General features: G+C 71.8%; 13 protein-coding genes. 10 read left to right on the top strand and 3 right to left on the bottom strand.

What is annotated here, in order from left to right; all coding sequences use genetic code 11:
* The first annotated feature begins 8 nt into the window (after positions 1 to 8).
* Together H0E84_RS15870 and H0E84_RS15865 are read left to right on the top strand one after the other, a co-directional pair.
* A complete protein-coding gene (locus H0E84_RS15870) occupies positions 9 to 683 on the top strand; it encodes a response regulator transcription factor (protein ID WP_180679615.1) in 675 nt (224 codons plus the stop codon).
* A gap of 17 nt (positions 684 to 700) precedes the next feature.
* Positions 701 to 2068 (top strand): ATP-binding protein, encoded by a 1368-nt coding sequence (locus H0E84_RS15865; protein ID WP_180679644.1) that lies wholly within the window; start codon positions 701 to 703, stop codon positions 2066 to 2068.
* Positions 2069 to 2115: 47 nt separating this feature from the next.
* Here H0E84_RS15865 and H0E84_RS15860 read toward each other — a convergent pair whose 3' ends face one another.
* On the bottom strand, positions 2116 to 2469 hold the full coding sequence (locus H0E84_RS15860) for an ArsR/SmtB family transcription factor (protein ID WP_180679614.1): 354 nt from the start codon (positions 2467 to 2469) through the stop codon (positions 2116 to 2118).
* Between the two features lie 5 nt (positions 2470 to 2474).
* A complete protein-coding gene (locus H0E84_RS15855; protein ID WP_180679613.1) occupies positions 2475 to 2858 on the bottom strand; it encodes a rhodanese-like domain-containing protein in 384 nt (127 codons plus the stop codon).
* Positions 2859 to 3004: 146 nt separating this feature from the next.
* On the opposite strand from H0E84_RS15855, the gene H0E84_RS15850 reads away from it, so the two are divergent.
* Genes H0E84_RS15850 through H0E84_RS15830 form a run of 5 tightly spaced genes read left to right on the top strand, consistent with a single transcriptional unit; the run spans position 3005 to position 9394 of the window.
* On the top strand, positions 3005 to 4300 hold the full coding sequence (locus tag H0E84_RS15850; RefSeq protein WP_180679612.1) for an NAD(P)/FAD-dependent oxidoreductase: 1296 nt from the start codon (positions 3005 to 3007) through the stop codon (positions 4298 to 4300).
* Positions 4301 to 4342: 42 nt separating this feature from the next.
* Positions 4343 to 4546 carry a YgaP family membrane protein gene (locus H0E84_RS15845; protein ID WP_180679611.1) on the top strand — a complete coding sequence of 68 codons (204 nt, stop codon included), beginning with the start codon at positions 4343 to 4345 and terminating at the stop codon, positions 4544 to 4546.
* 17 nt (positions 4547 to 4563) lie between these two features.
* Positions 4564 to 5646, top strand: coding sequence for an efflux RND transporter periplasmic adaptor subunit (locus H0E84_RS15840; protein WP_180679610.1), 1083 nt, complete (start codon positions 4564 to 4566; stop codon positions 5644 to 5646).
* Positions 5643 to 8918 carry an efflux RND transporter permease subunit gene (locus H0E84_RS15835; protein WP_180679609.1) on the top strand — a complete coding sequence of 1092 codons (3276 nt, stop codon included), beginning with the start codon at positions 5643 to 5645 and terminating at the stop codon, positions 8916 to 8918. The genes H0E84_RS15840 and H0E84_RS15835 overlap by 4 nt, the downstream gene beginning before the upstream one ends.
* The gene (locus H0E84_RS15830) at positions 8915 to 9394 is read left to right on the top strand and encodes an OsmC family protein (RefSeq protein ID WP_180679608.1); all 480 of its coding nucleotides are present in this window, start codon (positions 8915 to 8917) and stop codon (positions 9392 to 9394) included. The genes H0E84_RS15835 and H0E84_RS15830 overlap by 4 nt, the downstream gene beginning before the upstream one ends.
* A 64-nt stretch (positions 9395 to 9458) precedes the next feature.
* Here the strand turns inward: H0E84_RS15830 and H0E84_RS15825 are convergent, their stop codons facing one another.
* Entirely contained in the window at positions 9459 to 10868 is a 1410-nt protein-coding gene (locus H0E84_RS15825) for an MBL fold metallo-hydrolase RNA specificity domain-containing protein (protein WP_257644250.1), read from the bottom strand.
* A 235-nt stretch (positions 10869 to 11103) separates the two neighbouring features.
* Between H0E84_RS15825 and H0E84_RS15820 the strand changes: the two genes are divergently transcribed.
* The 3 genes from H0E84_RS15820 (at position 11104) to H0E84_RS15810 (ending at position 12951) form a co-directional block, all read left to right on the top strand.
* Positions 11104 to 11811, top strand: a complete 708-nt coding sequence (locus tag H0E84_RS15820) for a phosphoribosyltransferase (RefSeq protein WP_219339779.1) — start codon at positions 11104 to 11106, stop codon at positions 11809 to 11811.
* 63 nt (positions 11812 to 11874) lie between these two features.
* Positions 11875 to 12324 carry an Hsp20/alpha crystallin family protein gene (locus H0E84_RS15815; RefSeq protein ID WP_180679606.1) on the top strand — a complete coding sequence of 150 codons (450 nt, stop codon included), beginning with the start codon at positions 11875 to 11877 and terminating at the stop codon, positions 12322 to 12324.
* Between the two features lie 303 nt (positions 12325 to 12627).
* On the top strand, positions 12628 to 12951 hold the full coding sequence (locus tag H0E84_RS15810; RefSeq protein ID WP_180679605.1) for a hypothetical protein: 324 nt from the start codon (positions 12628 to 12630) through the stop codon (positions 12949 to 12951).
* Positions 12952 to 13031: the final 80 nt, after the last annotated feature.

The following is a 13031-nucleotide window of genomic DNA, read 5'->3' as shown; positions in this document are numbered from 1 at the left end:
CTCCTGCGATGCGCATCCTGCTGGTCGAAGACGACCTTCTGCTGGGGGAGGGGATCTGCACCGCGCTACGGCGCGGCGCCTTCGCGGTCGACTGGGTGCAGGACGGGACCAGCGGTGTGCTGGCCATGCGCGACGGCGAGTTCGATCTGGTGGTGCTGGACCTGGGACTGCCGCGGATGGACGGCATCGAGGTGATCCGGCAGGTCCGCGCCGTCGGCAACCAGGTGCCGATCCTGGTGCTCAGTGCGCGCGAACGACCGGCCGATCGCACTGCCGGGCTGGACGTCGGCGCGGACGACTATCTAGGAAAGCCGTTCGATACCGCCGAGCTGCTCGCGCGCGTGCGCGCGCTGATCAGGCGCAGTTCCGGGCGTGCGCAGCCCACGCTGGAGGCGGGAGCGCTGCAGCTGGACCCGGCCACCCTCGGTGCGACCTGGAAGGGCCGAAGCCTCGACCTGACCCGGCGCGAGTTCGCGTTGTTGCGGGTGCTGATGGAACAGCGCGGCCGTCCGCTGGCGCGGGACACGATCCAGAGGCATCTGTACGGCTGGAACGAGGACGTCGCCAGCAACGCGGTTGACGTGCACGTGCACCAGTTGCGCCGCAAGCTGGAGCCGGCGGCGATCCGCACGGTGCGCGGGATCGGCTATGCGCTCGGCGACCTGACCGGGAGCGTGTCTTGAACTCGATCCGCGGCAACCTGCTGCGTTTCCTGCTCGTTCCGCTGGGGCTGCTGATCGCGGTCGCCGGCTGGTTCAGCTACAAGGCCGGCCTGCAGGAGGCAGGCGAGATATTCGACGCTCGCCTGGTGCAGTCCACGCGGGTGCTGGTGAGCCTGGTCGACGAACCGTTGAGCGAACTCAACGCCTACCCGGGGGAGCCGCTGGTGCTGCGCGGCTGGCACGGGGAGGCGCATGGCGTGGGCGAGGCGCTGGCCTTCGATGATGGGCACGCCTACGAGAACAAGCTCGCCTTCCAGGTGTGGGACGCCGACGGCCGCCTGTTGCTGCGTTCCGACAGCGCCCCCACGACCCCATTGGCCGGCCGCGCGCCGGGCTACGCCGATGTCGCGGTCGATGGTGCGCACTGGCGCGTGTTCACGCTGCGCTCGCCGCAGGGGCGGTGGTTCCAGTCGGCGGAACTGTCCGACATACGGGAGGAACTGGCCGCGGATATCGCCGGGGGCACGCTGCTGCCGCTGCTGCTGTCGGTGCCGCTGATGATCCTGGCCATCTGGTGGAGCGTGGCGGCGGCGACGCGCTCGCTGCGGCGAATGTCGCACGAGATCGGACAGCGCGAGCCCGAACGCCTGGTGCCGCTGGACCCGGCCCAGGTGCCCCGCGAGGCGCGGGGCCTGATCGTGGCGATCAACGGCCTGCTGCAGCGGCTGGATGCGGCGCTCGCGCGCGAACGCCGGTTCGTGGCCGATGCGGCGCACGAGCTGCGCACGCCCATCAGCGCATTGAAGGTGCACGCGGACAACGCGCGCCAGGCGCATGGCGACGGCGAGCGGCTCCAGTCCGAACGGCTGCTGGCCGAAAGCATCGAGCGCGTGGAGCGGCTCGCCGCGCAGCTGCTCTCGCTGAGCCGCGCCGAGAATCCCGGCGGCATGGAGGAGCGCACCAGGCTGGACCTGGATGCCCTGGTCAGGGCGGAAGTGGAGGAGCTGCGGCTGCTGGCGGACCGGAAGGGACAAGTGCTGGCCATAACCCTGGAAGGCGCTCAGGTCAGGGGAGACGAGTTCACGTTGGGATTGCTTGTGAGGAATCTGGTCGAGAATGCGGTGCGCTACACGCCGGCGGGCGGCTCGATCGAAGTGAGCACGTCCAGGGCCGGCGCCCACGCGATGCTGTCGGTCGAGGACAGCGGTCCCGGGATTCCCGAGGAGGACCGGGAGCGGGTGTTCGACCGCTTCTACCGCCGGCTGGAGAGCGGCCACGACGGTAGCGGGCTGGGCCTGGCGATCGCCCGGGAAGCGACGGCCTCGCACGGGGGGAGCATACGCCTCGACCGGTCCGACCGCCTCGGCGGCCTGGCGGTGCACGTTCTGCTACCCGCCATGAGCTGATCCGACCCGGCTGCGCGCCGGCGCCGGGCGCGCTCCGATTCACGGCACTAGCTGCGCTTTCCGCAGTAGATCTCGTGCAGCGTCGCCACCACCCGCCGTGCCGGGCCGTCGGCCAGGGAATACAGCACCGCCTGGCCGCTGCGGCGGGTGGTGACCAGACCGTCGCGGCGCAGCACCGCCAGGTGCTGGGACAGCGCCGACTGGCTGAGTTCCAGGCCTTCGTTGAGCTCGCCCACCGAGCGCTCGCCCTCGGCCAGCATGCAGAGCACCAGCAGCCTGCTGTCGTTGGCCAGCGCGCGCAACAGCTGCGCTGCCTCGCCGGCATGGCTACGCATCGCCGCGGCGTCGATGCCCGGGGCGGGAAGTGCGGTAGGGGCGGCGGTGGCGGGGCGGCGGGGCATGGCGGTCAGCGATTGTGGACCGGCAGCCCGGCCTCGGTCCACGCGACGATCCCGCCGGCGATCGAGCGCACGTCGCTGAAGCCCATGCGCTGCAGCGCATCGGCGGCCAGGGCGGCGCGGCCGCCGGTGCGGCAGTAGACCAGCAGGGGGCGGTCCTTCCGCGCCAGCGCCGGGTCGGCGACGTTGGCGACCGCCGGGTGCGCTTCCACCTCGAACTCGAGCACCCCGCGCGGAATGTTGATCGCGCCCGGCAGGTGCCCGGTCTGGAATTCCGCCGGCTCGCGCACGTCGACCAGCACGCAGCCCTCCGCGGCGGCGGCCTGCTGCGGGGCGATCTCGCGGATCCGGCTGCGGGCTTCCTGGACCAGGTCGCTGGCGGACAGGGTCATGGCGGGTCTCCAAAATATTAGTTGACGCTAATATTAGAGCTATCTAAACTCTTGCGCAAGCGGCCGACACCCCCCGGGTTGACCGGGATCAACACCCGGTCCGCCCCGCGGCCCGAGCATGGGCGGCAACCACAGGAGCACACGCCATGGCCAACATCGTCGTCGTCGGAGCCGGACTGGGCGGCATGAGCGCCGCCTACGAACTGCGCGAGACCCTGGGCAAGGACCACGCCATCACCGTGGTCGGGCTGGGCGACCGCTTCAGCTTCACGCCGTCCAATCCCTGGCTGGCCGTGGGCTGGCGCAAGCCCGGCGACATCACCCTGCCGGCCGGCGAATGCCTGGCCCGGCGCGACATCCGCTTCCTGCCCGAGCCGGTCGCCAGCATCGCGCCGGCGGACAACGCCGTGGTCACCGCCGCCGGCGAGCGCCTCGTCTACGACTACCTGCTGATCTGTACCGGCCCGAAACTGGCCTTCGACGAAGTGCCCGGCCTCGGCCCGGATCAGGGGGGCCATACCCATTCGGTGTGCACCACCCCGCACGCCGAGCAGGCCTGGCAGGCCTACCAGGCGTTCCTGGACGATCCGGGCCCGGTGGTGGTCGGTGCGGCGCAGGGCGCCAGCTGCTTCGGCCCCGCCTACGAGTTCGCGATGATCCTCGATGCCGACCTGCGCAAGCGCAAGCTGCGCGACCGGGTGCCGATCACCTTCGTCAGCAGCGAGCCCTACGTCGGCCACATGGGCCTGGGCGGCGTGGGCGACTCCAAGGGGCTGATGGAATCGGAAATGCGCCAGCGCCACATCCGCTGGATCGTCAACGCGAAGATCTCCGCGGTCGAGCCAGGCGCGATGACGGTGGTCGAACATGACCAGGCCGGTCAGCCCGGCCAGCAGCACGAACTGGCGTTCAAGTACGCGATGGTGCTGCCGGCGTTCCGCGGCGTCGACGCGGTGGCCGCGGTGGAGGGGCTATGCAACCCGCGCGGCTTCGTGATCGTCGACAAGCACCAGCGCAGCCCGGCGTACCCCAACATCTTCGCCGCCGGCGTATGCGTGGCGATCCCGCCGGTCGAGGCCACGCCGGTGCCCACCGGCGCGCCGAAGACCGGCTTCATGATCGAGTCGATGGTGACCACCATCGTGCGCAATATCGCCGCCGAGATGAAGGGCGAGGCCGCCGACTACGAGGGCACCTGGAACGCGGTGTGCCTGGCCGACATGGGAGACACCGGCGCGGCCTTCGTGGCGCTGCCGCAGATCCCGCCGCGCAACGTCACCTGGACCCGCATCGGCCGCTGGGTGCACGCGGCCAAGGTCGGCTTCGAGAAGTACTTCCTCTACAAGATGCGCCACGGCACCTCGGAGCCGATCTACGAGAAATACATCCTCGGCGCGCTCGGCATCGAGCGGCTGAAGGAGACCCGGCGCAAGCCGGGCTGACCTTCCGACGATTTCCCCTTCTTCCCGCACAGGAGCAAACCCATGAACATCGATCGCGCCGTGATGGCCTTCGCCGGGCTGGTGATCCTCGCCAGCGCCGTGCTCGCCTGGCTGGTCTCGCCGCTGTGGCTGCTGCTCACCGGCTTCGTCGGCCTCAACCTGCTGCAGGCCAGCTTCACCGGGTTCTGCCCGGTGGCGATGCTGTTCCGCAGGCTGGGCATGACCGCCGGCAGCGCGTTCCACTGAGCCGGAGCCGCCAGGACATGACCAGGATGCGTACCGCCGCGATCGTCGCCGTGGCCTTCGGGCTGCTGGCCGGCTGCGGCGCCGATCCGCAGCGCGATTCGCTGCCGCCGCTGCCGGAGCTGCAGGCCCACGTGGTCGCCGCCGCCGATGCGGGCGGCGGCCGCGCCTGGGACGGCGTGGTCGAAGCGGTGCAGCAGGCCAGCCTGTCCGCGCAGACATCGGGCCGGGTCAGCGAGGTCGCGGTCGACATCGACGACCGGGTGGCGCGCGACCAGGTGCTGCTGCGGATCACCGCGATCGAGCAGCAGGCCGGCGCCGATACCGCGCGCGCGCAGCTGCGCGCCGCCGAGGCCGCCGCCGCCGAGGCCGAGCAGAACCACCGCCGCTACGCCGCGCTCGCGCCGAGCCAGTACGTGTCGAAGGCGCAGGTCGACCAGGCGCGGGCGGTGCGCGACTCGGCGCTGGCCGCGCGCGACGCCGCGCGTGCGCAACTGGCCCAGGCCGCCCAGCAGACCGGCTACACCGTGGTGCGCGCACCGTTCGCCGGCATCGTCAGCCGCCGCGAGGTCGAGCCCGGCGAGACCGTGGCGCCCGGGCAGCCGCTGATGACCGTGCACGCGCCCGGCGCGCTGCGCATCGAGGTCCAGGTGCCGCAGTCCGAGGCCGCGGCGCTCCGGGCCGCGGGCGCGGCACGCGTGGTGCTGGACGACGGCCGCACGGTCGAGGCCGAGGCGGTCACGGTGTACCCGTCCGCCGACCCGGCCAGCCACAGCACCACGGTGCGGATCGCGCTGCCCGCGCTGGACGATCCGCCGGTACCGGGCACCACCGCGAAGATCGTGTTCCCCGGCGTCGCCGCGCCCGGCGCGGCGGTCCCGGTGCAGGTGCCAGCGGCAGCGCTGGTGCAGCGCGGCGAGGTGAGCGCGGTCTACGTACTGCACGAGGGCCGCGCAATGCTGCGCCAGGTGCGGGTCGGCCGACGCCTGGGCGAGCGGGTGGAGATCGTCGCCGGCCTGCGCGCCGGCGAGACCATCGCCGTCGATCCGGTGGCCGCGGCGCAGGCGCTGGCCGCGCAGCGGCGGGCGGCGGCGGACGCATGAGCAGCCACGGCGACGCCGCGCGGGGGAGCCGCCTGGGGCTGTCGGGCTGGCTCGCTGCCACCTTCCAGGACAACCCGCTTACGCCGGTGCTGGCGCTGGCCGGGCTGCTGCTGGGGCTGCTGGCGGTGCTCACGACTCCGCGCGAGGAGGAGCCGCAGATCGACGTGACCATGGCGAACGTGTTCGTGCCGTTCGCCGGCGCCAGCGCGCGCGACGTCGAGCAGCTGGTCAGCACGCCGCTGGAGCAGAAGCTCGCCGAGATCGAGGGCGTCAAACACGTGTACTCGATCAGCCGCCCGGGCATGGCGGTGCTGACCGTCGAGTACACCGTCGGCGTCGAGCGCCAGCCCGCGATCGTACGCCTGTACAACCAGGTGTTCTCCAACCAGGACTGGATGCCCGAAGGGGTCGGCGTGGGCCAGCCGCTAATCAAGCCCAAGGGGATCGACGACGTGCCGGTGATGGCGCTGACGCTGTGGACCGACGATCCGGATCGCGGCGCGGCCGAGCTGGCCGAGGTCGCGCACGCGCTGGAGACCGAGCTCAAGCGCATCCGCGGCACCCGCGACATCTACACCATCGGCGCGCCGGACCGGGTGGTCTCGGTGACCCTGGATCCGGCGCGGCTGGCATCCTACGGGCTGGTCGCGGCCGACCTGGTGCAGGCGCTGCAGGCCGCCAACGCCGTGCACCAGGCCGGCGAGCGCGTCGGCCCCGAGGGCGCGGTGCCGGTCACCGCCGGGCGCTTCCTGGCCTCGCGCGACGAGGTGGCCGAGCTGGTGATCGGCGTCGATGGCGGCCGCCCGCTGCGCCTGTCCGACGTGGCCATGGTCGGGGAAGGCGGCGACCTCCCCGTGCGCTACGCCTGGCACGGCGCTCCCCCGGGCCGCCCCGGGCCGGCCGCCGGGGTGGCGCCGGCGGTGACCATCGCCATCGCCAAGCAGCCGGGCAGCAACGCCGCCGACATCACCGGCGCGGTGGCGCGTCGCATCGCCGCGCTCGAGGGCACCTTGATTCCGGAAGGGGTGGAGGTGACGATCACCCGCGACTACGGCCTCACCGCCACCGACAAGGCGCAGAAGCTGATCCAGAAGCTCGCGCTCGCCACCGGCTCGGTGGTGCTGCTGGTCCTGTTCGCGCTGGGCTGGCGCGAAGCGATCGTCGTCGGCGCCGCGGTGGTGCTGACCCTGGCGCTGACCCTGTTCGCCTCGAAGATGCTCGGCTTCACCCTCAATCGGGTCTCGCTGTTCGCGCTGATCTTCTCGATCGGCATCCTGGTCGACGATGCCATCGTGGTGGTCGAGAACATCCATCGCCACATGGCGCGCGGCGGCAGGACCCTGCGCGAGGCGATCCCGCCGGCGGTGGCCGAGGTCGGCGGCCCCACCATCCTCGCCACCTTCACCGTGATCGCGGCGCTGATGCCGATGGCGTTCGTGACCGGGCTGATGGGACCGTACATGCGGCCGATCCCGATCAACGCCTCGGTGGGCATGCTGCTGTCGCTGGCGATCGCGCTGATGGTGACCCCGTGGCTGTCGCTGAAGCTGCTGGCGCGGCACGCCCCGGCGGCGGGCGGGCACGCCGACGGCGAAGCGCGCCAGGACTGGCTGCACCGTCTATTCGCGCGGCTGCTGCGGCCGTTCCTGCACGGCGGCCGCGCGCCGCGCCGGCGTCTGCTGCTGTTCGGCGGCATGGTGGCGCTGGTCGGCCTGGCCGCCTCGCTGGCGGTGTTCCAGCTGGTGGTGCTGAAGATGCTGCCGTTCGACAACAAGTCCGAGCTGCAGGTGGTGGTGGACTTGCCGGAGGGCCGCACCCTGGAGGACACCAACGCCCTGCTCGCCGAGCTGGCCGCGGCGGTGGACGAAGTGCCGGAGGTGCTCGACTACCAGGGTTATGCCGGCACCTCGGCGCCGATGAACTTCAACGGCCTGGTCCGGCAGTACTTCCTGCGCAGCGGCAGCAACGTCGGCGACCTGCAGGTGAACCTGGTCGACAAGCACGACCGCGAGCGCCAGAGCCACGCCGTGGCGCGCGCGCTGCGGCCGCGGCTGGCGGAGATCGGCGAGCGCCACGGTGCCTCGGTCAAGGTGGTCGAGGTGCCGCCCGGCCCACCGGTGCTGGCGCCGCTGGTGGCCGAGGTGTACGGCCCGGATTACACGCGCAGCCGCGCGCTGGCGCTGGCGCTGGAGCGGCGTTTTCGAGACACCGCCGGCATCGTCGACGTCGACACCAGCGTGGAGGCCGACGCGCCGCGCGAGACCCTGGTGGTCGACCGGGTGCGCGCCGCGCGGCTGGGGGTGCCGCAGGCGGCGATCGCCGAGGCGCTCGCGCTGGCGGTGTCCGGCCACGACGCCGCGTGGATCCACGACGGCGCGTCCAAGTATCCGCGCGCGGTGCGCCTGCGCCTGTCCGCGTCGGACCAGGCCAGCACGGCCGGGCTGCTGGCGCTGCGGGTCCGCGGCGGCGCCGGCCAGCTGGTGCCGCTGTCGGAGCTGATCCGGGTCGAGCGCGAAAGCTGGGACGGCGCCATCCACCACAAGGACCTGCTGCCGGTGGTCTACGTGACCGGCGACGAGGCCGGGGCGCTGGACAGTCCGCTGTACGGCATGTTCGACCTGGTCGGGCAGCTGCGCCGCGAGCCGGTGGGCGGTGAGTGGCTGGAGCAGACCTTCATCGCCCAGCCCGCGGACACCAGCAGCGGATTCGCGGTGAAGTGGGACGGCGAGTGGCAGATCACCTACGAGACCTTCCGCGACATGGGCATCGCCTACGCCGCCGGCATGGTGCTGATCTACCTGCTGGTGGTGGCGCAGTTCCGCAGCTACCTGGTGCCGCTGGTGATCATGGCGCCGATCCCGCTCACGGTGATCGGGGTGATGCCGGGTCATGCGCTGCTCGGCGCCCAGTTCACCGCCACCAGCATGATCGGCATGATCGCGCTGGCCGGCATCATCGTGCGCAACTCGATCCTGCTGGTCGACTTCATCAACCACGAGCTCGCCCGCGGCCGCGCCCTGGCGGACGCCGTGGTCGACGCCTGTGCGGTGCGCGCCAGGCCGATCGCGCTGACCGCGGTGGCGGCGATGCTGGGCGCGATGTTCATCCTCGACGACCCGATCTTCAACGGGCTTGCGGTGTCGCTGATCTTCGGCATCCTGGTGAGCACGGTGCTCACGCTGGTGGTGATCCCGCTGCTGTATTACGTACTGCTGGCGGCGCAGGCGCGCCGCGCCGGCACCCCACCCCCCGTCGAAGGAGCACGCGCATGAGCGAAGACCAGCCGATCAAGGTGATCCTGGAACAGGAGGACGGCTACGCCTTCCGGATCCGCTTCGAGGGCGACGCGCTCGAGCCGCTGCTCGGCGACGAGCCGCCGCCGCTGGGCGAGGGCCGCGGACCCAACCCGGCGCGGCTGCTGCTGGCGGCGATCGCCAACTGCCTGTCGGCGAGCCTGGTGTTCGCCCTGCGCAAATACAAGAACCAACCGGGCGCGGTGCGCGCCGAGATCACCGCCGCGCCGGTGCGCAACGCGGAAGGGCGCTGGCGCATCCCGCAGGCCGAGGTCGAGATCCGGCTGGCCGAGGGCGAGGAAGCGCATGAACACCTGGAGCGCATCCTCGAGCAGTTCGAGCAGTTCTGCATCGTCACCCAGAGCGTGCGCGAGGGCATCGACGTCGGGGTGACCGTGCGCGATGCGCATGGCAACGTGCTGCTCGGCGACAGGAGCTTCGAAGCCGGGGCGTGAGCCCCGCCCCGGCGCTCACCGGGAGCCGGATGCGTCGGCGCGCGGTCCCGGCGGGTCGCTGCCGCTACTCCGGCGGCGACGTGTCCAGCAGATCCACGCTGTCGCGGTACTCCGGCACCCGTGCATCCCAGCCGAGCTCGCGCTCGATGCGCTTGCGCAGGGCGTCGGCCGCGTCGGGTTCGCCATGGGTCAGGAACACCGCGCGTGGCGGCCGCGGCGCGGCGCGCAGCCAGGTCACCAGCTCGGCGGCATCGGCATGAGCGGAGCCAGCCGCGAGCTGCGCCACCTCCGCCTTGACCTCGACGTCGCGGCCGTAGATGCGCACCGTCTCCGCGCCCGCGGCCAGGGCCGCGCCGCGGGTGCCACCGGCCTGGTAACCGCACAGGGCGATCGCGTTGCGCGGATCCCCGGCGAAGGCGAGCAGATGGTGCAGGACCCGGCCGCCGGTGACCATGCCCGCCGCCGAGACGATCACCATCGGCCCCTTGCGGCGGTTGAGCGCCTTGGACTCCTCGACCGAGGACACGATCCGGGTCAGCCGCTGCATGGTGTCCAGGGCGGCGTCGTCCAGCCGGTGCTGGTCGGAGAACTGGTGGTAGAGCGCGGTGACCTTCGAGGCCATCGGGCTGTTGAGGTAGAGGGGCACCTCGGGGATGTCGCCATCCGCGATCAGCTGGGCGATGGTGTGCAACAGCAGCTGCGCCCGGCCCACGGCGAAGGCCGGGATCACCACCACGCCCTGCCGCGCCAGCACCCGCCGCAGCAGTGCAAGCAGTTCCTCCCGCAGGGTCTCGTCGGGGTGCAGGCGGTCGCCATAGGTCGATTCGCAGACGATCCAGTCGCTCTCGGCCGGCGGCTGCGGCGCCGCCATCACCGCGTCGTCGCTGCGGCCGATGTCGCCGCTGAAGGTGACCCGCGTCTCCGCGTGCGCCAGGGTGACCGCCGAGGCGCCTAGGATGTGGCCCTGGCCGCGGAACATGGCCTGCACGCCGGGAACCGCTTCGAACGCGTGGTCGGCCGGCATCGCCCGCAGCTGGCGGAGGCTGCGGTTGGCGTCCTCCTCGGTGTAGAGCGGCATCGCCGGATGGTGTTTGGACGAGCCGCGGCGATTGGCGTAGCCGGCTTCTTCCTCCAGCAGCCGGCCCGAGTCCGGCAGCAGGATGCCGCACAGCGCGCGGGTGGCCTCGGTGCACCAGACCGGCCCGCGGAAGCCGGCGTAGACCAGCCGCGGCAGGTAGCCGGAATGATCCAGGTGCGCGTGCGTCAGCAGCACCGCGTCGATCGACGCCGGGTCGACCGGGAACGGCGCCCAGTTGCGCAGCCGCAGCGGCTTGTAGCCCTGGAACAGGCCGCAGTCCACCAGGATTCGCGCATCGCCGGTCTCGACCAGGTAGCGCGAACCCGTCACGGTGGCGTTGGCGCCCAGGAAGGTGAGCCGGAAGTGGGCCGGCGCGGCCGCGTCCGCGACGCTCAAGGTGTCCACCAAACAGCGGCGTGTAGTGGTGGCCGCTTCGCAGCCGGGCCGTGAGTTGCGTTTCGTGTCTCGCCCATGTTGTCCCCATCCGATGGCTCTGCGATCCATTATGCCGCCGCAGCGGTCCCGAAGCCGACCGCGCGGCCGCTGCGGTGCACGGTTTATTGATCCAGGTCAAACCCCGTCCCGGCGGCATCGGGCAGCCTCGGATGCGTCCCCCTGCCCTGGAGTCGTCATGACCGTCGCGCTGCCGTTCCACGACCGCGAAGACGCCGCCTGTCGGCTCGCTGCGGCGCTTTCGCGCTATCGCGGTGCCCGGCCGCTGGTACTGGGGATCCCGCGTGGCGGGGTGGCGATCGGGCGCATCGTCGCGGCTGCGCTGGAGGGCGAACTCGACGTCGTCCTCGTGCGCAAGCTCCGCGCGCCGGACAACTCGGAGTTTGCGATCGGCTCCGTGGACGAGAACGGCCGGGTGTTGCTGGATGAAGTCGCCGCGCGCTGGAGCGGCACCGGCCACGCCTACGTGCAGTTGGAGGCGGCGCGCCAGCTGCGGCTGATCGGCGAGCGGCGGCTGGCCTGGCGCGGCGGGCGTGCCCGCATCCCCCTCGCCGGTCGCACGGTGATCGTGATCGACGACGGGCTGACCAACGGTTCGATCATGGCCGCAGCGCTGCGCCTGGTGCGCGCGGCAGCGCCGGCGCGGCTTGTCTGCGCGGTGCCGGTGGCGGCCCACGAGAGCCTGCAGCAGGTGCGGCGCCTGGCCGACGAGGTCGTGTGCCTGGCGGCGCCGTGGCCGTGCGGCGCGTTGGGCCTTTACTACGAGGACGTCGACCAGGTCGAGGATGCCGACGTCGCCGTCGCCCTGGCTGCAGGCAGGGCGGAACCGGGCCGCTCCGCCGCCCGGAGGCTCGATCCTGGTCAATATCGCGCGCGCCAGGGCTAGATGCGCATTTTCGCGGCCGGCTCCGGCGGGCCGCTTCCCCCGAGACGCAACAGGAGCATCGCCATGAGTACGCTGACCCGCTGGAATCCCTTCCGCACCCTGTCCCGGTTCGACCCGGCGCCCGGAGGCCTCGACGATCTTTTCCGCGGCATGTCGCTGCGCCCGCTGCTGCGCGAGTTCGAGAACGCTGCCGTGGACATGCGCATGGACGTGCAGGAGGCCGACAAGGCCTACCAGGTCTCCGTCGAAGTTCCCGGAGCGAAGAAGGAGGACATCGAGATCTCGGTCGAAGGCAGCCAGGTGTCGATCCAGGCCGAGGTGCGCGGCGAGGAAATCCGCGAGGACCATCGCCAGGTCCACACCGAGCGTTACGCCGGCCGTTCGACCCGTTCCTTCACCCTCCCGCAGGAGATAGACGTGGAGGGCTGCACGGCGCAGTACGAGGACGGCATTCTTCGGTTGACCCTGCCGAAGAAGGCCAACGGCGCCGCCACCCGGATCGCTGTGGACTGACGCGCGCGACGGCAGTCGGATCAGGCCGAACAGGACGTGGGCATTTGCCGTCATGACACTGTCGGATCGAGTGGCGGCGCGCCCACGGGCAAGGGGCATGCCTGCCCCGGATACGCGGCCGGTTCACCGGGCCTTGCCGTTGAATCGGGCATGCTGTTACGCATGTGATCCAGGATCATGCGGCCGGCCGCAAGAGAGCCGGCGGCGCCATCGCCGCGTCGCCGGGCATGCCGGCCGCCTGGACCAGAACCGGGCCAACCTCTGCCCTCCGCCCTTCAATCCACGCCGCCCAGGAATGCTGCTATGTCCACCCACCCCGAAGAGACTCTCCGACACGATGCCCGCGCGCTGCTGCTGCGAGTGGATCGGATGATCGACGCCGCCGCCGACGAAGGCGGCCTGCGGGCACGTCGGTTGATGCGGCAGTTGCGCCGGCAGCGCACGGCGCTGCAGTTCCGCCTTGCCGACGCCGGCGACGCCATGCAGGTCCACGGCCGAATCGCGGGCAGGCATGCGGTGGACGCGGCGCGGCGCTACCGCTGGCAGCTGGTGGCGGTCGCCGCGCTGTTGGCCGTTGCCGCCGTCGCCCTCGGAGTCGCGCGGCGCGAGCGCTCCGACCACCGCTGAGGTAGTGCCCCCGCGTCGGACCTTCTCCTCATGGGCCGCTCCCACGGCTCATCGCCGGAGGAACCCGCCCTCGTAGGACC

The sequence above is a fragment of the Luteimonas salinisoli genome, from assembly GCF_013425525.1.
Classification (GTDB): domain Bacteria; phylum Pseudomonadota; class Gammaproteobacteria; order Xanthomonadales; family Xanthomonadaceae; genus Luteimonas; species Luteimonas salinisoli.
Note: the sequence above shows the minus strand (reverse complement) of the source record. Positions and strands in the feature narration are given on the sequence as shown.

Coding starts and splice junctions, on each gene's coding strand:
- H0E84_RS15870 (WP_180679615.1), top strand. CDS start 9: ATGCGCATCCTGCTGGTCGAAGACGACCTTCTGCTGGGGGAGGGGATC.
- H0E84_RS15845 (WP_180679611.1), top strand. CDS start 4,343: ATGAACATCGATCGCGCCGTGATGGCCTTCGCCGGGCTGGTGATCCTC.
- H0E84_RS15850 (WP_180679612.1), top strand. CDS start 3,005: ATGGCCAACATCGTCGTCGTCGGAGCCGGACTGGGCGGCATGAGCGCC.
- H0E84_RS15815 (WP_180679606.1), top strand. CDS start 11,875: ATGAGTACGCTGACCCGCTGGAATCCCTTCCGCACCCTGTCCCGGTTC.
- H0E84_RS15860 (WP_180679614.1), bottom strand. CDS start 2,469: ATGCCCCGCCGCCCCGCCACCGCCGCCCCTACCGCACTTCCCGCCCCG.
- H0E84_RS15830 (WP_180679608.1), top strand. CDS start 8,915: ATGAGCGAAGACCAGCCGATCAAGGTGATCCTGGAACAGGAGGACGGC.
- H0E84_RS15810 (WP_180679605.1), top strand. CDS start 12,628: ATGTCCACCCACCCCGAAGAGACTCTCCGACACGATGCCCGCGCGCTG.
- H0E84_RS15840 (WP_180679610.1), top strand. CDS start 4,564: ATGACCAGGATGCGTACCGCCGCGATCGTCGCCGTGGCCTTCGGGCTG.
- H0E84_RS15855 (WP_180679613.1), bottom strand. CDS start 2,858: ATGACCCTGTCCGCCAGCGACCTGGTCCAGGAAGCCCGCAGCCGGATC.
- H0E84_RS15820 (WP_219339779.1), top strand. CDS start 11,104: ATGACCGTCGCGCTGCCGTTCCACGACCGCGAAGACGCCGCCTGTCGG.
- H0E84_RS15835 (WP_180679609.1), top strand. CDS start 5,643: ATGAGCAGCCACGGCGACGCCGCGCGGGGGAGCCGCCTGGGGCTGTCG.